At 73.2% G+C, this 17,607-nt stretch carries 19 protein-coding genes; 8 read left to right on the top strand and 11 right to left on the bottom strand.

Annotated features, from left to right (window positions below):
* Positions 1 to 729, bottom strand: a 729-nt coding sequence (locus RBH18_RS28270) for an ATP-binding protein (RefSeq protein ID WP_306213121.1), incomplete at its 3' end; no start/stop codon positions are given.
* Positions 730 to 1,748: 1,019 nt separating this feature from the next.
* Here RBH18_RS28270 and RBH18_RS28265 point away from each other — a divergent pair.
* Entirely contained in the window at positions 1,749 to 1,928 is a 180-nt protein-coding gene (locus RBH18_RS28265) for a hypothetical protein (protein WP_306213119.1), read from the top strand.
* A gap of 211 nt (positions 1,929 to 2,139) precedes the next feature.
* On the opposite strand, the gene RBH18_RS28260 is transcribed toward RBH18_RS28265, so the two are convergent.
* Positions 2,140 to 2,631, bottom strand: coding sequence for a GNAT family N-acetyltransferase (locus tag RBH18_RS28260; protein ID WP_306213117.1), 492 nt, complete (start codon positions 2,629 to 2,631; stop codon positions 2,140 to 2,142).
* 104 nt (positions 2,632 to 2,735) lie between these two features.
* Here RBH18_RS28260 and RBH18_RS28255 point away from each other — a divergent pair, with 104 nt between their 5' ends.
* Positions 2,736 to 3,248, top strand: coding sequence for a tyrosine-type recombinase/integrase (locus RBH18_RS28255; protein WP_306213115.1), 513 nt, complete (start codon positions 2,736 to 2,738; stop codon positions 3,246 to 3,248).
* 187 nt (positions 3,249 to 3,435) lie between these two features.
* Here the strand turns inward: RBH18_RS28255 and RBH18_RS28250 are convergent, their stop codons facing one another.
* The 3 genes from RBH18_RS28250 to RBH18_RS28240 all read right to left on the bottom strand — a co-directional run bounded on the left by RBH18_RS28250 (position 3,436) and on the right by RBH18_RS28240 (position 6,027).
* A complete protein-coding gene (locus RBH18_RS28250) occupies positions 3,436 to 3,858 on the bottom strand; it encodes a DUF1801 domain-containing protein (RefSeq protein WP_306213114.1) in 423 nt (140 codons plus the stop codon).
* Positions 3,859 to 4,016: 158 nt separating this feature from the next.
* Positions 4,017 to 5,087: a zinc-dependent alcohol dehydrogenase gene (locus RBH18_RS28245; RefSeq protein WP_306213112.1), complete on the bottom strand. Its 1,071-nt coding sequence runs from the start codon at positions 5,085 to 5,087 to the stop codon at positions 4,017 to 4,019.
* A complete protein-coding gene (locus RBH18_RS28240; RefSeq protein WP_306213110.1) occupies positions 5,080 to 6,027 on the bottom strand; it encodes a Gfo/Idh/MocA family protein in 948 nt (315 codons plus the stop codon). The genes RBH18_RS28245 and RBH18_RS28240 overlap by 8 nt, the downstream gene beginning before the upstream one ends.
* Before the next feature lie 155 nt (positions 6,028 to 6,182).
* On the opposite strand from RBH18_RS28240, the gene RBH18_RS28235 reads away from it, so the two are divergent.
* Positions 6,183 to 7,184 (top strand): glucosyl-3-phosphoglycerate synthase, encoded by a 1,002-nt coding sequence (locus tag RBH18_RS28235; protein WP_306213108.1) that lies wholly within the window; start codon positions 6,183 to 6,185, stop codon positions 7,182 to 7,184.
* Entirely contained in the window at positions 7,184 to 8,302 is a 1,119-nt protein-coding gene (locus RBH18_RS28230) for a glycosyltransferase (RefSeq protein ID WP_306213106.1), read from the top strand. The genes RBH18_RS28235 and RBH18_RS28230 overlap by 1 nt, the downstream gene beginning before the upstream one ends.
* On the opposite strand, the gene RBH18_RS28225 is transcribed toward RBH18_RS28230, so the two are convergent.
* The 3 genes from RBH18_RS28225 to RBH18_RS28215 all read right to left on the bottom strand — a co-directional run bounded on the left by RBH18_RS28225 (position 8,292) and on the right by RBH18_RS28215 (position 10,865).
* The gene (locus tag RBH18_RS28225) at positions 8,292 to 9,449 is read right to left on the bottom strand and encodes a zinc-dependent alcohol dehydrogenase (RefSeq protein ID WP_306213104.1); all 1,158 of its coding nucleotides are present in this window, start codon (positions 9,447 to 9,449) and stop codon (positions 8,292 to 8,294) included. The two genes, RBH18_RS28230 and RBH18_RS28225, sit on opposite strands and share 11 nt — an antisense overlap.
* A complete protein-coding gene (locus RBH18_RS28220) occupies positions 9,446 to 9,877 on the bottom strand; it encodes a hypothetical protein (RefSeq protein ID WP_306213103.1) in 432 nt (143 codons plus the stop codon). Before RBH18_RS28220 ends, RBH18_RS28225 begins: the two co-directional genes overlap by 4 nt.
* A 70-nt stretch (positions 9,878 to 9,947) precedes the next feature.
* Complete coding sequence (locus tag RBH18_RS28215; RefSeq protein ID WP_306213101.1) at positions 9,948 to 10,865, bottom strand: manganese catalase family protein; 918 nt, start codon at positions 10,863 to 10,865, stop codon at positions 9,948 to 9,950.
* 112 nt (positions 10,866 to 10,977) lie between these two features.
* Between RBH18_RS28215 and RBH18_RS28210 the strand changes: the two genes are divergently transcribed.
* A complete protein-coding gene (locus RBH18_RS28210; RefSeq protein WP_306213099.1) occupies positions 10,978 to 12,216 on the top strand; it encodes an Nramp family divalent metal transporter in 1,239 nt (412 codons plus the stop codon).
* On the opposite strand, the gene RBH18_RS28205 is transcribed toward RBH18_RS28210, so the two are convergent.
* Complete coding sequence (locus tag RBH18_RS28205) at positions 12,217 to 12,666, bottom strand: MarR family winged helix-turn-helix transcriptional regulator (RefSeq protein ID WP_306213097.1); 450 nt, start codon at positions 12,664 to 12,666, stop codon at positions 12,217 to 12,219.
* Between the two features lie 92 nt (positions 12,667 to 12,758).
* Between RBH18_RS28205 and RBH18_RS28200 the strand changes: the two genes are divergently transcribed.
* Entirely contained in the window at positions 12,759 to 13,109 is a 351-nt protein-coding gene (locus RBH18_RS28200; protein ID WP_306213095.1) for a DoxX family protein, read from the top strand.
* 14 nt (positions 13,110 to 13,123) lie between these two features.
* Here RBH18_RS28200 and RBH18_RS28195 read toward each other — a convergent pair whose 3' ends face one another.
* Positions 13,124 to 13,750, bottom strand: coding sequence for a response regulator (locus RBH18_RS28195; RefSeq protein WP_306213093.1), 627 nt, complete (start codon positions 13,748 to 13,750; stop codon positions 13,124 to 13,126).
* Between the two features lie 263 nt (positions 13,751 to 14,013).
* A complete protein-coding gene (locus tag RBH18_RS28190; RefSeq protein WP_306213091.1) occupies positions 14,014 to 14,829 on the bottom strand; it encodes an MBL fold metallo-hydrolase in 816 nt (271 codons plus the stop codon).
* 133 nt (positions 14,830 to 14,962) lie between these two features.
* On the opposite strand from RBH18_RS28190, the gene RBH18_RS28185 reads away from it, so the two are divergent.
* Positions 14,963 to 16,342 (top strand): hypothetical protein, encoded by a 1,380-nt coding sequence (locus tag RBH18_RS28185; protein WP_306213089.1) that lies wholly within the window; start codon positions 14,963 to 14,965, stop codon positions 16,340 to 16,342.
* A gap of 139 nt (positions 16,343 to 16,481) precedes the next feature.
* Complete coding sequence (locus RBH18_RS28180) at positions 16,482 to 17,600, top strand: SigB/SigF/SigG family RNA polymerase sigma factor (RefSeq protein WP_372338997.1); 1,119 nt, start codon at positions 16,482 to 16,484, stop codon at positions 17,598 to 17,600.
* The last annotated feature ends 7 nt before the right edge of the window (positions 17,601 to 17,607 follow it).

Raw genomic sequence — 17,607 nt, 5'->3', positions numbered from 1 at the left:
GCCGCCGGCCCGATCCGCGGCCACCCCCGGCGCGGCGCTGAGCTCCCGCAGCGCGAGCGGGTTGCCCGCGGCCCGGCGCAGCAGCGCGAGCCGATCGGCGCCGGCCGGGGCGGTGGGCAGGCGGTCCAGCAGCCGCTCGGCGTCGGTCTCGGCCAGCGGGCGTACGGGCACCAGCCGCACCAGCTCGCCCAGGTCCCCGGGCACCCGCTCGGTCCGGGCCGCGAACAGCGCCACGACCGGCGCCTGCCGCCACGTGATCACGGCCGCGAGCGTCAGCAGCAGGTCGAACGTCGGCGCGTCGACCCGGTCCACGTCGTCGGCGACCAGCACGACCGGCCCCCGGTCGCCGGCCAGCCGGGTCAGCGCGGCGCACAGGGCGGAGCGCAGCGCCAGCAGCCCGACCCCGTGCTCCTGCCCGGCGAGGGCCGCGCGCAGGGCCCGGCGCTGCCCCTCCGGCAGGCCGTCGACCACCGCGGCGGGCACGCCGGCGAACAGGGCGCGCAGCCCCAAGTACGGACCCCCGCCGCCCCCGGTGACCCGCAGCACGACGTGGTCCCGCCCGTCCGCCTCGGCCGCGAACGCCTCGACCAGCGCCGTCTTCCCGATCCCGGCCGCCCCGGTCAGCAGGGCGGCGGTGCTCTCCGGCCGCGCGGGATCCAGCAGCGCCACGAGCTCCGCCCAGACCGCGCCCCGCCCGACCAGCCCGGGAGCGTCCGGTTCGTGCACCACCGCCGCCTCGCCCCCAGCCCCGTCCGTCGCGGCGTACCAGTCTGCTGCAGCCCGCCGGGGATGACCAAAGCCGAGGACGCGGATCACACCGGCCTGAGGCCTCTTTCACCACTGAGGCCGGGCTGCGGCGGGCCCAGATCCCGCCTGCGCACGTCCCGCGAAAGCCCTCATCGCCGTCCTGCGGCTCACGAATTGCGGCACGTCCCAGCACCTCCCCTTAGCTGCCCGCGCCCCACGCCGACAGCAACCCTCTGGGTACATCCAGCCCTCTGCGGGCCCTCGACGCTCTCCTGCGAGAGCCCGAGAGCCCGGACGGCCCAGAGACGGCCTCACACCATGGTTGATCTACGAAAGCGCAAACGAGGGGTGGGGCGGCTGGCTGTCGGCGGTGTCCCGCGTGGACCTTGTCCCGAGCACTGGTCATGGTCGCGTGCACCCGTCTTCACCTGCCATTTCAAACGTAAATACGGTTCAAAGTTGGTCGACGCTTGACGGCCCCCTGGCGGCCCTGACGACCCAGGGACGGCCCGAGAATCCACTGCCGGAAGGCGTCAACCGCAGTGGTTCATCTCGAACCAAGCGGGGGAGTGAGCTGACCTCGTCCAGCGGTCCGAATCGCGGTGTTGACCAGCGCATATCGTTCGCGCTCGTTGTCGTCACTTTCAGCTCTTTGTGGCGGGAATTGTGCCCTCGTTGGGCCGCATGATCTTGAGGCGCGTTGTGCCCTTGATCTTCAAAGCGACGGGTGGTCCGTGTCCCGGTGTGGCATCCCGTCGCGCCAGCTTCGCTCGGCCGGGCCGCGCCTGCTTGGTCCAGGCAGGCGCGGTCTGGTGGCCTCCGGTGTGCGATGGTCCGCCGGGTTCCGGCCATCCCAGAGCGGCCCTGGGTCCAGGGGCGGAGCCCCGGCCGCCGGAGGCCCTGCCCGCCGGAGGCGTGTGCTCGGGACGCGGCCGTGCCGTAACGCGCGGGCAGTTCGTTAGGCAAGGCTGATAGCCAGCCACGACAACCGGAGCCCTGACATGGACAACACATGGATTAATGCGGTCCTCAGCGAGCTGCGAGAGGCGGACTCGCGCGGTCCGGACGCGGGCAAGGCGGTCGCTTCCGCGCAGGTGCTAGCGCTCGTCGCTGTTGCAAACGCGCTTGAGCGAATTGCCGATGCGTGGGCCGAGCAGAACAAGCAAAGGCGGGACAGCTGACTCTACGTGTCGGCGAGGTTGCCCCGATAGCTTCCTGAAGGAGGCCTATCGGGGCTTCCTCGCATTCGGCGCCCCTCGCGAAAGACTATGCCGGGTCGCGCCGAGAGCGAAGCGGCAAGGCGCGGAGGGCCTGGCGGAGGCGGCTCGCGCGCGGCCCGCAGGCCGCCTTGAAGATGTAGAGAAATTCTCACCGGTCGCTGAGTGGCAGACGTCAGCTGTCGAGCACTCCCGGAGCGGCAAAGCAAAGTGCCGGAACGACCCGTCCGCCCGCGACCTGATGCGAGGTGCGTCCGAGCATGACGCATCCCAGCCGCTCGTACATGCGGATGGCGGCGGAGTCCTTCTCCATCACGTCGAATACGGCGCGGCGCCGGTGTTCGACGGCGTACGCGAGGGCCGCTTCGGCGAGTCGCTGTCCCGTGCCGCTCCTCCGCGCGGTCGGCCCCACGAAGAGGCGAGCCAGCACAGCGATTTCGGTCGCCGGGATATCCAGACGCTTCATCAGCATCGCGGCCGCCGCGTCGCCGTCCTCGAGGTCGCAGATTGCGGCATGTCCCAGCACCTCCCCGGAACTGCCGGCGACCCGTGCCGACAGCGATCCCTCGGGGTGCATCCAGCTCTCCGCGTAATCGGCTCCCTCAACCGGGTAGCCGTCGAATGGCCGGCCACCGGGATCGAACGCGGTGTGTAGGACTTCGAGCACGGGGACACCGTCCGGAATAGCAAGCCCGATGGACTCGTCCGGAGTCGGCATGCGGGCCGCGACTTCCTCCCTGATCCGCGCGATTCGAGCGTGCGGAGCTGACGGTGCGCCAGCAGCTCAAGATGCACAAGGGCCACCCGCCGTACCTTGGCCGGCCAAAGACGAAGACCAGCTCACGCACGGTCGAGCTGCCGGACGTGGTAGCGGCGGCGCTGCGGGCGCACCTGGAACACGGGGTGACGCCCGTGAAGGTCGACGACGACACCGACCTGCGGCGGCCGGCACGGCGACCCGCTGAGCTGATCTCTCGGGCGGCCAGCGGCGAGCCGGTGAACGCCTCGACGTTCTCCCGCACCTGGGCGCCGATCCGTACCCGGGTCGGGCTGCCGCCGCGTTGGGGCTTTCGCGGCTTGCGCCACTACTACGCGACGCTGCTGATCCACGCCGGGGCCAGCGTCAAGACGGTGCAGCTGGCGCTCGGGCACTCGACCCCGACGATCACCCTCAACGAGTACGTGCTGGAGTGGCCCGACGTGTTGGACCGCACGCGCTCGCTGGTCGACGGGGCACTCGGGATACGCGAAACGGCGGCCATGTCGGCTGGGAGCCGAGCATGACCGCCGCTCGCTACGTTGGGCCCACCTTGTGCCCAAGATCCAAGCGGAGGGTATTTCTGCTGGTCATAGGCTCAGAGCGGGTCAGACGTTTCTGCCGCCGGTCACGCCGGGAGGGCGGGGGCAGGCGCGAGCCGGCATGACGCGTCGGCTGCGTGCGGCCCGAAGGGCTGCCTTGAGGAAACAGGCCTCAGCTGGTGAGGGTGCGGCCGTCGAGGTGGTGGAAGGCCGCGGTGACCAGCTCGCGCAGCACGTGTTCGTCGATGTCGGCCAGCCGCTTCAGGTGCAGGCACGACTTGCCGACGGAGTGCGGGCCGAGCCGGGCGAGCAGCTCGTCGTGCCCGGCGAAGTCGGGGGAGACGTAGAGGGTGAGTGCTTGTTTGCGCGGCGACAGCGCGACCGCGGGCCACTCGCCCTCCCGGCCGGAGGCGTACCGGTAGTGGTAACGCCCGAAGCCGACGATCGACGAGCCCCACATCGTCGCCGGCTCGCCGGTTGCCTCGCTCATCAGCGCGCAGACGGCCGTGGCGTCGGCCCGGCGTCTCGGGTCGGCGACGGCGGCCAGGAACGCGGCCACGCTCGCATCGTTCGGCGTCGTCTTCGGCTCTGCCATGCCGTCAGCGTAGGCGCGTCCCGGCGCGGGGCCAACGGGCGCGCGGAAGAGGGGGGCTCGGGTGCGGCACCCGAGCCCGGGACCCGGGTGCCCGTGCGGCACCCGAGCCCGGGACCCGGGTGCCCGTGCGGCACCCGAGCCCGGGACCCGGGCGGCCCTCAGCCGAAGGCCAGCACCGACTGGATCTCCTGCCGCCGCCGCGCCCCCAGGTCGGCCAGCAGCTGCGGGGTCTCCTCGAAGGGCACCACGGCCGAGATCACGTGCTGCCTGATGTCGTCGCCGTGCGCGCTCAGCAGGTCGATCGTCGCCGCGGACAGCCGGTCGCGGTCCCACGTGCCGGCCAGGCCGCGCGGCACCCGGCCGATCTGCGCGCACCGCAGGCTCAGGCCGTTGTGGTGGAACTCCTCGCCGAGCCGCACCTCGTCCGCCCCGCCCTGGTAGAACGCCAGGTCGACGACCGTTCCCTGGGGACGCAGCAGCCGCAGCGCCAGCTGCAGCGCGGAGGCCTGGCCCCGGCACTGGAACACCACGTCGGCGCCCCGGTCGCCGGGCCAGTGCCGCCACGCCGTCTTGAGAGTGACGGCCGGGTCGCCGGCCGACGAGTCGAGCGTGTCGAGCCCCAGGGCGGCGGCGACGGCGAGCCGATCGGGGGAGGGGTCGACCACGACGACCGACAGGGCGCCGTGCGCCCGGGCGAAGAGCGCCGTGAGCAGGCCCACCACGCCCGCGCCGGTGACGGCCACCCGGCGCCCGGCCACGCCGTCGCCCAGGGCTGATCCGCCGGCTTCGGCGGCGGCGTGCAGCAGGCCGTTGGCGCAGATCGGGCCCATGTGCGCGGCGTAGATGCCGAGCATCGGGTCGAGGGCGGACGGCAGGGGGACGATCCGGTCGCGCAGCGGGTCGCCGGTCCAGCCGGTGCGGTGCCCGTACGTCATGGCGACCGTCGACCCCACGCGCACGGCCGGCGTGGAGGACGACTCGACGACGCCGACCTCCATGTACCCGAGCCGGGTCACCGGGTAGGCGTCCGTCGCCGGGCCCCCGAAGAGGCCCAGCTCCCCGTCGAAGCCCACGTGCAGCCCGGGGTGGGTGCCCTTGACGAAGCTCAGCTCGGTCCCGGCCGACACGCCGCTGAACAGCGTCCGCACGCGGAAGGGCCCGGGCTCCACCGGCGCGTCGACGATCTCGACCCGGCCCGGTCCGGTGACGACGACGTTGCGGTCAGTCACGGGTCGCCGCCGAGGCGATGGCGAGGGCGAGCTCGTGGGTCTTGAGCGCCTCCGCGTAGGGCACGCGCACGGCGTCGCGGGGCAGGTCGCCCCTGACCGCCCCGATGAACGCCCGGTCCACCGCCACGCGCGCCGAGTCCGGGTCGCTGTCGACGGTGCGGGTGCCGTGCTCGTCGCGTACGGTCAGGCCGGTCTCGCTGATCGAGAGCGCGAGCCGGTCGGCGTAGATCTCCAGGCCTGCCCGCTCCTTCCAGCCCAGCACGCACGTGGCCGTCAGCGTGCCGACCGCCCCGCCCGCGAAGCGCAGCGTGGCCGCGGTCGCGCCGTCGATGTCCGCGCCCTCGACCGGCGGCGTGCCGTTGCCGACCGCGGTCACCGAGGTCACCTCGCCGACCAGGTGCCGGGCCAGGTCGAGCACGTGGGCGGCCTGCTCGACGACCGGACCGCCCGACTTGTCCCGGTGCGGCCACCAGCCCACCGGCGGCACCTTGTCGAGCCAGCTGCCCGTGACCAGCCGCACCGGCCGGTCGCCGAGCAGCTCGCGGGCCTGCTCCACGACGGCCAGGTAGCGCCAGTGGTGGCCGACCCCGGTCAGGATGTCCTTCGCGGCGACAAGATCGGCGATTTCTTGGGCTACGCCACGATCGAGAGCAATGGGCTTTTCCACGAACAGCGGCAGACCGGCGGCGATGACCGCCCGTTCGGCCGGTCCGTGCGCGAAGGGCGGCACGCAAACATAGACGGCGTCCACCCCCTCGGACAGCAGGGCGTCCACGTCGGGCACGACCCGGGCGCCGTAGGGCTCGGCGAGTGCCGCCGCCGCGTTCGGCACCACGTCCGTCACCGCTGCCACCTGCACATCCGGCAGTTCGGAAAGCACCCGCGCGTGACGCTGGGCGACGCCTCCGGCCCCGACCAGTCCCACTCTTGTCACCGGCATGAAAACTCCTTCTCGGCAGCTGTTCCGAGGTCGACACTGCTCGGTGCGGGGCCCGGCAAAACCTCGGCGAGTCTGTGAGAAGTCACAGGTTGAAGGTCACCCGATCGGGGGAAGAGACCAGGGCTTTGTCCGTGATCAACATCGGGGGTCAGCACATGACGTACGACGTTTCGCCGGTCATCGAGGCATGGGCCTCGTCCCGGACCCGCAACGCCGCCGAGTGGACCGCCGGTGACCTGGCCCGCGCCAAGGGCGCCACCCGGGTGAGCGTGGTCATCCCCGCGCGCAACGAAGAGGCCACCGTGGGCGCCATCGTGAGCACCATCACGCGGCAGCTGCGCACCCGCGTCCCGCTGGTCGACGAGCTGATCGTCGTGGACTCCCGGTCCACCGACGACACCGCGCTCGTGGCGCGGGCCGCCGGGGCCCGGGTCGTCAGCCAGGACGACGTGACCCGGGGGCTGCCCCGGATGGAGGGCAAGGGCGACGCGCTCTGGGCCGGGCTGGCCGCGAGCACCGGCGACGTGGTCGCCTTCGTCGACGGCGACCTGCACGACTTCTCCGCGCACTTCGTGACCGGCCTGCTCGGGCCGCTGCTCACCGACCCGTCCGTGGCCTTCGTCAAGGGCTTCTACCACCGCCCGCTGCACCAGGCCGCGGGCACCGAGCCGGACGGCGGCGGCCGGGTCACCGAGCTGGCCGCCCGCCCGCTGATCAACCTCTTCTGGCCGGAGCTCGCCGGCGTGGTGCAGCCCCTGGCGGGCGAGTACGCGGGCCGGCGCAGCGTGCTCGAGCGCGTCCCGTTCGTCTCCGGGTACGGCGTCGAGATCGCGATGCTGATCGACCTGCTCGACGAGGTCGGCCTGGACGCCCTCGCCCAGGTGGACCTGGGGGAGCGGCACCACCGGCACCAGAGCACCGAGGCGCTCGGCCGGATGGCGGCGCAGATCATCGTCACGGCGTGGGGCCGGCTGCACCGCCGCGGCCTGGTGACCGACCCGGAGCCGCCGTCGACGCTCATGACCCAGTTCCGCCGCGGCGGCACCGAGGCGCTGCCCCGGCTCGACCGCGAGATCGTGGTGCACGACACCGGCGTCACCGAGCGGCCGCCGCTGGTGCAGGTGCGCAGCCGCATGGTCAAGCTGGCGGCCGCCTGATGCGGGTGCTGATGAACGCCGGGCCCTGGCTGCCCGTGCCGCCCCGGGGCTACGGCGGGATCGAGAACATCGTCGCCACCCTCGTGCCCGAGCTGCGCGAGCTCGGCGTCGAGGTGGTGCTCGCGACGGTCGGGGAGAGCACCCTGGCGGCCGACGAGCGGGTCGATACGTTCCCGGCCGGCCGGTTCGAGATGCTCCAGCGCCCGTACAACCAGGCGTGCGGGGTCGTGCCCGCGCACCAGGCCGCCGTCCTGCGCCGGGTCGCCGCCGGCGGCATCGACCTCGTGCACGACCACGTCGAGGCCGCGGGCCTGACCATGCTCGCCGGGATGGGCGCCGGCGCGCCGCCCGGGCTGCACACGCTGCACTGGGACCTGGCCAAGCACCCCGAACTCTACGGCGAGTTCGACGGCGGGGACCGGGTCCGGGTCAACGGCGTCTCGGCCGACCAGCTCGCGCACGCCCCGGCGGGACTGCGGGCCAACGCCATCGGGCACGTGCACCTGGCGACGCCCCTGGCGGTCGGCGCCGACACGCGGGAGAAGACCGAGAAGCAGCCGTACGCCGTCGTGCTCGGCCGTATCAATCCCGGCAAGGGGCAGGACCTCGCCGCCCGCCTCGCCCACGAGCACGGCTTCGACCTCGTCCTGGCCGGCCCGGTCGGCCCGTGTCACACCCCGGAGCAGCTGCGCGCCGCCGACCGGGCCAACCCCGACGTGCGCTTCTGGTACGACCACGTCGCCCCGCACGTCGACGGCGACCGGGTCAAGTGGCTCGGCACGGTGGCGGGCGCCGACCGCGACGCGCTCGTGGCTCAGGCGAAGGTCGCCCTCTTCCCGTTGCGCTGGAACGAGCCCGGCGGCACCGCCGTCGTCGAGGCCCTCGCCCTGGGCACGCCCGTGGCCGGCATCGCCCGCGGCTGCCTGCCGGAGCTGATCGACCACGGGCGTACGGGCCTGCTCACCACCGACGAGGACGAGCTGGGCGAGCTCGTCCACGCGGCCGGGGCGATCGTCGAGGCGGAGTGCCGCGCCGAGGCGGCCCGCCGCTTCACCCCGGCCGTCATGGCCGCCGGATATCTGGCGCTCTACGAGAAGCTGCTCGCCCTCAGGGGATGAAGACCGCGCGGACGCAGTCGTCCTCCTTCTCCTTGAACAGCCGGTAACCCTCGACCGCCTCGGTCAGCGGCATGGTGTGCGTGGCGAGATGCTCGGTGGTCAGCTCGTCACGCGCCATCCGGTCCAGCAGCATCGGGATGTAGCGCTGGCCGTGCATCTGCGCCCCGCGCACGGTCAGGCCCTTGTTCATCATCGCGCCGAGCGGGTACTTGTCGACGAATCCGGCGAAGACGCCGAGCACGAAGACCGATCCGCCCTTGGCGCACGCGTGGATCGCCTCCCGCAGCGCCGTGGGCCGGTCCGTCTGCAGGCGCAGCTGCTGCTTCACCTTGTCGTACGAGGATCCGGCGGCCTCCGAGCCCACGGCCTCGATGCACACGTCGGGGCCCCGGCCGCCGCTGAGCTCGCGCAGCTCCTCGTGGATGTTCGTGCGCTCGTAGTTGAGCGTCTCGGCGCCGACGAACTTCTCCACCTGCCGCAGCCGGTAGTCGAGCCGGTCGATCACCACGACCCGCTCGGCGCCGAGCAGGATGGCCGCGCGCGCCGCCATCTGGCCGACCGCCCCGGCGCCCCACACCGCGACGACCTGGCCGGGCTGCACGCCGCCGAGGTCGGCGCCCATCCAGCCGGTGGCCGCCGAGTCGGAGGCGAAGAGGGCCCGCTCGTCGCTGACCGCGTCGGGGATCGTGAAGGCGCCGATGTCGGCGTACGGCACGCGGATGTACTCGGCGTGGCTGCCGGCGTTGCCGCCCAGCGCGTGGCTGTAGCCGAAGCAACCGCCGACGGCGTGACCCCACAGCGACTCGGTGATCGCCGGGTTGGTGTTGCCGTTGTCGCAGAGCGAGAACTCGCGGCGGTGGCAGTGGTGACACTTGCCGCAGGCGATGAACGACGACACCACGACCCGGTCGCCGACCTGGTGCGCCTTCACGTCCGAGCCCACCTCGACGATCTCGCCGATGAACTCGTGGCCGAGCACGTCGCCCTTCTCCATGAACGGGATGTAGCCGCCGAGCAGGTGCAGATCCGACCCGCACGTCACCGACCGGGTCACCTTGACGATGGCGTCGCCGGGGTTGCGCAGCTCGGGCTCGGGGACGTCGCCGACCTTGAGCTCGTTGGTGCCGTACCACTGCAGGGCTTTCACAGCAGTCCTCCTTCGCGGCCGTGCTCGGTGGCCGCGCGCAGCGGCTTGTTCCGCAAGGTCTTCTTCGTGGTGGGGGGAGCGTCGGGCAGCAGCACGTAGCCGACCTCCAGCAGCGAGCGGGCCTCGCGCAGCGCCTTGCGGACGTCGCCGGCGGAGACCCGGTCGCCGACGCGGCGCACATGGATCTCGGTGCCCCGGTCGCCCGGCGCGTCGCGCAGCTCGACCGTCACGGCGTCGCCGAGGTCCACCAGAGGTGCCGGCAGGTCGAGGGAGGTGAGCTCGTCGTACGGCCGCTCCACGGTCAGCGCGTGCGAGCGCCCGATGCCGTCGGTGGCCGGCCGGCGGCGAGCGGACACCGCCCGCGTCGTGGCGACGGTCCCGGCGGCCGCGGCGGCGACCAGCAGAGCCGCCCTGGTCGAGGTTCTCATGACTTTCCTCTCGGCTCGGCGGATACGCGGGCGCCGGGGCACGGGACCCCGGCGCCGGAACAGCGTGGGATCAGTCCAGGGCGCCCTTGATCTTGTTGACAACGTTGGCCATGCCCTGGGCGTGCGCGCCCGCGCCGGTGCCGGGCTTGCCCGGGCCCTGCGAGCCGTCGTAGGTGACGTAGAGCTTCGGGTCGGGTGCCGGGCCGAGCGGCTTGTCGTCGGTCAGCGGCTGCGCGTCCTGCACGTAGATGATCTCCTCCTTGCCGTCGAGCGTCGTGCCGCGCGCCCAGCGGCCCTCGCCCGCCGTGCTGGCCGGGTCGAAGCTGTAGAAGGTGTGGTTGGCCTCGGGGTGCTCGTTCTCGCGGTTGGAGTCCTCGATGCCGCTCTCGGTGAAGCCGTCCTCGATGAGCTGCTCGATGCCGAGGAGCCACTGCTGCTGGTGGTAGGTGTCGCGGGCCAGGTTGAACTGCAGCATGTCCTTGACGCCGCGGTCGTCGGTCATGTTGTAGACCCGGCTGGTCATGAGCCGGCTCTGCGCCTCGGCGGCCACGTTGGACCGGAAGTCCGAGAGCAGGTTGCCGCTGGCGACGATGTAGCCGGTGTTCCACGGCGTGCCCTCGCTGTCGCGGGGCAGTGCGCTGCCGCCGCTGACGATCGCGTGCTGCGGGCTCTGTCCACCGAGGACCGCGGCGAGCAGCGGGTTGGCGGCGGCGGCCTTCTCGGTCGCCTCGCCCGGTGCGCCCTCGAGCAGGCGGGCCAGCATGGTGGTGAGCATCTCGACGTGACCGATCTCCTCGGTCGCGATGTCCATGATCATGTCCTTGTACTTGCCGGGCACCCGGCACGACCAGCCCTGCCACAGGTACTGCATCATCACGGTCATCTCGCCGAACTGACCGCCCACGAGCTCCTGCATCTTGCGGGCCAGCAGCGCGTCCGGCTTCTCGGGCTTGGCCTGGAACTGCAAGTAGTCGACGTGCTTGAACACGAGGAGCCTCCACTGCATCGGGGGTTGACAAGGCCATGGCTACCCGGCCCCCTGTCCCTTACGGGTCACGTCGTGGCACGACAAGGCCACCGCTGAGGGCAGACACGCCCGCATGGTCGTCCTGGACAATGCCGCTGCTCTCGTCTCCCGGTCCCGCCGCAGGGTGGTGCGTGTCCTGCCACTGTTCGGCCCGGCCTTCGTGGCGGCCATCGCCTACGCCGACCCCGGGAACTTCGCGACCAACTTCACGGCCGGGTCCGCGTACGGGTATCAGCTGGTCTGGGTGATCGTCGCCGCGAACCTGATGGCCATGCTCATCCAGTCGCTCTCCGCCAAGCTCGGCCTGGTGACCGGGCGCGACCTCGCCGAGCTGTGCCGCGAGCGGCTGCCCCGGCCGGTGACGCGGGGCCTGTGGGTGCAGGCGGAGCTGGTCGCCATGGCCACCGACCTGGCCGAGATCGTCGGCGGCGCCCTCGCGCTCTACCTGCTCTTCGGCGTGCCACTGCCGGTCGGCGGCCTGATCACCTGCGTGGTCGCCTTCGCGCTGCTGGGGCTGCAGCGGCGCGTCCGCCGGTTCGAGGCGGCGATCGGCGGCCTGCTCGCGGTCATCCTGCTGGGCTTCCTGTACGCCACCCTGCGCTCCGGCATCGACGGCACCGACCTGGCCCGCGGCCTGGTGCCCTCGTTCGCCGGCACCGACAGCCTGCTCCTGGCCACGGGCATCCTCGGGGCGACCGTCATGCCGCACGTCATCTATCTGCACTCGGCGCTGACCACCTCCCGCAGCGACGCGCCGGACAAGCGGGCCGCCCTGCGCTACCAGCGGTCCGACACGCTCGTCGCCCTCGGCGCGGCCGGGCTGGTCAACCTCGCCATGCTGGTGATCGCCGCGCAGCTCTTCTTCGGCCAGGGCGTCCCGGGCACCGACACCCTCGAGGGCATCCACGCCGGGCTGGGCGTGCAGCTCGACCGCTACGCCGCGCTGGCCTTCGCGATCGCCCTGCTCGCCTCCGGCTTCGCCTCGTCGAGCGTCGGCACCTACGCCGGTCAGGTGGTCATGCAGGGCTTCCTGCGCCGCAGCATCCCGCTCTTCCTGCGCCGGCTGGTCACGATGGCCCCGGCCATGGCGATCCTGCTGATCGGCGCCGACCCCACGCAGGCCCTGGTGTGGTCGCAGGTCGTGCTGTCCTTCGGCGTGCCCTTCGCGCTGATCCCGCTGATCTGGCTGACCACCCGCCGGGACCTGATGGGCGCCTACGTCAACCGGCGCCTGACCACCGTCGCCGCCGCGCTGGTCGCCGCGCTCATCATCGCCCTCAACGCCGTGCTGGTGCTCCGCACGCTCGGCTGACTAGTATTTCTCGCCGCACGAGCCGGCGTCGGCCACCTTGGCCAGCAGCCGCTCCAGCTGCTGCCGCTCCGCGGCCGACAGCGCGCCGAACAGGTCGTCGTCGGTGCTGTCGAGGACCGCGTCGACGGCCTTGAGCGCCTCGGCGCCCCGCGGCGTGATCGTGACGATGTGGCGGCGGCGGTCCGCGGGATCGCGCTGCCGGGCGGCCAGGCCCAGGCCCTCCAGCTCGTTGAGCACCGCGACCAGGGCGCTCGGGTCGACGCCGAGCAGGTCGATCAGCGCCTGCTGGCCGACCGGCCCGTCGGCCAGGTGGTTGAGCGTGAAGAGCGACCGCATGGTGAGGCCGTGGGCCGCCAGCGCGTCGCGGACCCGGGCGGTGGCCACGGCGCCCCGCCCGGCCAGCAGCACGCCCAGCTGAGCCGGGACGGCCGTACGCGTCGTCGAAGCCATGCCCGCCATCATACCCACCCGCCGATTGTTGCCCTGGCAAAACCGTTGTAGTGTTCCAACGGTTTACGTGCAACGATCGTCAAGGGGAAACCATGTTTGCTGCCTATGTCGTCGCCGCGGTTGTCTACGGCCTGCTGAACGTCGGCACTGCCGTCGCGAAGATCCGCAAGCTGGACCGGGTGACCGCCAACCTGGCCGGAGTGGGGGTGCCGCCGTCGTGGTTCGTGCCGCTGGGCCTGCTCAACCTCGCCGGCGCCGTGGGGCTGTGGATCGGCATCGGCTGGCGGCCGCTGGGCGTCGCCGCGGCGACCGGCCTGGTCCTCTACTTCGCCGGCGCGGTGCTCTCGCACGTGCGCGTCCGCGACACGAAGAACCTGCCGATGCCGGTCCTGCTCCTGCTCCTGGGCGCCGGCACCCTGGCGATCGCCGTCGCGTCCCTCTGAGGGACGGCGGCGGGTCAGAGCATGCCGGCGCTGCCGGCGAGCGCGGCCGCCTGGGTGCGGCTCTGCACGCGCAGCTTGCGCAGCAGCGCCGCGGTCAGCCGCTTCACCGTCCGCTCCGACACGTGCAGCTCCAGGCCGATCGCCGTCGTCGTGGAGCCGGCGGCGATGAGGCGCAGCAGCTGCCGCTCGGTGTGGTCCAGCTCCACCGGCACGGGCCGGGTGCCGGGCGCGGGCGCCACCAGGCGGGTGAGCAGGCGCGGCGGCACCACGGCCCAGCCGTCCAGGATGGCCAGCAGCGGCTGGACGACGTCGCGGGGCTCGGCGGTCTTGGGCAGGAAGCCCTCGGCACCCGCCCGCAGCGCCGCCACCGCGCCGGCCGGGTCGTCGTCGCCGGACATCGCCACCACCCGCACCCGGGGTGCGGTGCGCCGGATGGCGGCGATCGCCCGGACGCCGCCCGGGGCGGGCATGCGCAGGTCGACGAGGACCAGGTCCGGGACCGAGCGGCGGACCAGGGCGGCGGCCGCGGCGGCGTCGCGGGTGGAGGCCACGATCGTGGCCCGGCCCTGGCTCACTCTCGGCAGCAGCAACTCGAGTCCGCTGACGAACAGGGGCTGGTGATCGACGACAGTGATGCGCACGGTGCGGTCCATCTGCCGCGCATCCCCCGTACGGCGGGTTTCATGCGTTTCGGTTTCCGTGGCCCGGCCGGGCCACCAGATGGCACCCGCGGGTCAGCGAAGCGGGCAGACCCGCTGCATGCCCTCAGCCACGTTCTTCCGCACACTCTTCGCTCTCGCGTGGACCGTCGCTCTCGCCTGGCACGGGCGCGGGGCGACCACCGTCATGCTCATCGCCGCGATCGTTCTGCTGTGGGCGGTGCCGCTGCTGCGGGCCGCCGCCGTCAGGCCGGCACGGGCCGCAATGGCAGGGACATCGTCGCCCCGCGGCTGATCGGCTCGACCCCTTCGAGGCCGTGCTCGCGCGCGCGGGCCAGGTAGTCGCTCAGCGTCGACTTCATGACCTTGTAGTCGTTGAAGTGGATCGGGACGGTCAGCCCGGGCCGGATCAGCTCCGTCGTCGCCACGCCCTGCCGGTCGTCCATGGTGAGCAGCAGGCCGAGCAGCCTCGTGCCGCCCAGATGGATGAGCATGGCGTCGATCTCGCCGCACCGGCGCGGGATGGCGGTCAGGTGCGGGCCGAAGAGGGTGTCACCCGTGATGTAGAGCCGCAGCCGCAGCCGGCCGTCCTCCTCCAGCTCCAGCACCGACCCCATCGTCTCGGGCAGCAGCCGGTCGACCGCGCCCGGACCGTGCTTGGCGGGCACGGCGGTCACCCGCAGCCGCTGCCGCGCGCTGGTCCATTCGTACACGTCCCAGGTGGGCAGCGCCTGGACGGCCTCGAACCCGCGCCGCCGCAGCGCGCGCCGCGCCTGGACGGTGGTCACCACTTGCAGGTCCCGGGGCAGGCCGCGGGACGCCACCCGGTCGAAGTGGTCGCTGTGGAAGTGCGACAGCAGCACCGCGTCGACCCGGGGGAGGTCGGCCAGCCGCATCGCCGGATCCTTGACCCGCTTGGTCCAGGCGCCGTACCCGAGGTGCACCCGGGTCCCCGCCGCGCCGAACGCGGGATCGGTCAGCAGCGTGAAGTCCCCCAGCCGCAGCAGGGTCGTGGCGTTGCCGATGAATGTCACGCTGGCAGTGGTGCCCGTCTCCGTCATGGCGCGCGGCATACCCGGGTCGCCGCGGATCTCACCTGCGCCCTCGTGGCGCTCCGGGGACAACGTCACGGACCGTGTCATGACCCGGGCCGCACGGGGTATGCCCGCCGGACCCGCACCCGAGGAGCCCGCCGTGACCGACTTCCGCCTCGCCGCCCCGGCCGCGCCGGAGCAGGTGTTCGATCTCGACAGCCCCGGCCGCGTCCTGCTGGACACGGCGGTGCGGGCCGCGGACGGCCGGGACTGCCGTGACCAGATCCGGATGCCGCTGCTCAGCCGCCGGCCCGCCCTGGAGCCGGGTAACCGCCGGGCCGCGCTCGCCGCGGAGGCGGTCGCGGACGCCCTGCCCGCCGACGCCGCGGGCCGGCTGGACGCGGAGGCTGTCGCCGCGTGGATCACCGGCCGCTACCCGGAGCCGGTCTACCCGGCGGCCGTGCTCGGCTCGCCGCACGGGTCGGCCGTCCACCTCGCCGCCGCCCTCGGCGCCCCCTGGCTGCCGTCGGGCTTCACCGTCTCCGTGCCCTATCCGGGCGGCGCCCCGGAGGACGCGGAGACGGCGTGCGCGGCCGGCGCCGAGGTGGCCGGGCGCATCCTCGCGGCGAACCCGGGCGTCTCCGTGCGCCAGGTGCACGATCCGGTGCTCACCGGGCCCCTGTGCGGCTCGACGCTGACGCTGCACGTCCGGTGGCAGCGGGTGCCGGCCGCGTACCGGGCCTTCCTCACCGGTCGGCTCGCCCCGGACGGCCGGGCGCTGCTGCTGCGCGACCTGCGGAGCTGGCCCGCGGCGGAGCCGGTTCCCGGGCACACCTTCCAGGCCGGCAGCCCGGTCGGCGGCTGGTCCCCGGACGACTACACCGAGAGCAACCGCGGGTTCGTCCGCCTCCTCACCGCCCTGGGTGCCCGCCGCTGGCGGACGCCGCGGCACGCCCTCGCCGTCCGGTACGCCGAGCCGGCCGGCGACCCAGGACTCGACAACGCGCTGCGCGCCGCCGGCATCCCCAGCCACCGCGTGCTCTATCCCCGGCCCGCGGCGCTCAGTGCCTTCGTGGCCGACCTGTACCGCGAGTGGCTCGCCACCACCGGCGCCGGCACGCACTGCGTCGTCGGCAGCGCCGGGCTGCTCGACCCGGGCGCCGTCCTGGCCGCCGGAGCCGTGCCGTACTGGTGCGAGACGGCGGCCCGTCCCGCTGTCGAGGCCGCCGAGGCCTGGATCGCCGGCAGCCTGCCCTTCGGCACCGTCAGCGTCCTCCCGCAGCCGCCGGGCGTGGGCTGCGAGGCGTACGCCGCGGCGGCCACGTGGCGTTCCGTCGCCGGATTCGCCCACGGCCAGCCGCGGCTGGACCGGCTCGCCACCAGTCGTTACCCCCTGCTGCCGCTGCCCACCAGCCACGTCGCCGCCGCGCTGACCGGCGCGGGGGAGCCGGCCCCGGTGCTGCCCGCACGCCTCACGGTGCACCAGGTCCTGGAGGCTCTCCAGAGCTCGGGCCGCTCGATGGGGCTGCTCGTGACCTGAGGCCCGCATGACACGTCCCCCGATCGCGGGAATGTGCCCGTCCGGGCTGCTCCGGGGGATTAGGTTTGCACAGGACCGGCCCTGGGAACCGGGGTACCGGACCTGTCCAGGTCCTCCGCGCTCGGCGAAGGGATCCCGCATGCCGACTTCCGGGAAGACCCGCACCCTGGAAGACCTCGACGCCATGGCGGCCGCCTACGTGCAGGCCCGGACCGGCGCCGGGGCGGACCGGGCTGCGCGGCTGCGGGAGGAGTTCGTGCGCGGCGCCCTGCCCTTTGCGGGCCGGCTCGCACGGCGCTACCGGGGCCGGGGCGAGCAGCTCGACGATCTGGAGCAGGTCGCGCGGCTCGGACTGATGAAGGCGGTGGACCGCTACGACGCGGAGCGGGGCTCGTTCACCGCGTACGCCGTCATCACCATCACCGGCGAGATCAAGCGGCACTTCCGCGACCACACGTGGGGTGTGCACGTGCCGCGCCGGCTGCAGGACCTGGTGCTGGAGCTCAACCACGCGAACGCCGTGCTCACCGCGAAGCTCGCCCGCACGCCCACCGACGCCGAGCTGGCCACCTTCCTCGAGGTCGGCGAGGCCGAGATCGCCGAGGCCCGCACCTCGCTGGCCGGCTACAGCCCGGCCTCGCTGAACATGCCGGCCGGCGACGACGACCGGGCCGAGTTCGGCGACCTCGTCGGGTCCGCCGACCCGGACCTGGGCCTGGTCGACGACCGCACGACCGTGGAGCGCCTGCTGTACCGCCTGCCCTACCGGGAGCGCCGGATGCTGGCGCTGCGGTTCTGGGGCAACCTGAGCCAGGCCGAGATCGCCGACCAGCTCGGCATCTCGCAGATGCACGTGTCGCGGCTGCTCAGCCGGGCGCTGAGCTGGCTGCGCACGGCCATGCTGAGCGACACCCCGCCGGCCTGGACCGGCACCGAGCGCGACGACCACCACGTGCGGGTGCTGGTGCGCCGGGAGAGCGAGGGTGTCCTGCGCATCTCGGTGTCCGGCGAGGTCGACCGGGACAACGCCGAGCACCTGCGCGAGGAGCTGCTCGCCGTCGTGCGGGCCGCCCGGGCCGACCGGGTGCTGCTCGACCTGGGGGACGTCCCGATCCTGGACGCCGCGGGCATCGCGGTGCTGCTGGCCGTGCACGAGGCGGCCCGGGTCCGGGACGTGCGCGTGCGGGCCGTCGGCCTGCGCCCCTACGTGGCGCGGGTGGCCGCGGCGACCGGCCTGAACGCCCTGCTGGAGGACTGAGCCGGCG

The sequence above is a fragment of the Actinoplanes oryzae genome, assembly GCF_030757795.1.
Classification (GTDB): domain Bacteria; phylum Actinomycetota; class Actinomycetes; order Mycobacteriales; family Micromonosporaceae; genus Actinoplanes.
This window is presented reverse-complemented; position numbering and strand designations above follow the sequence as displayed.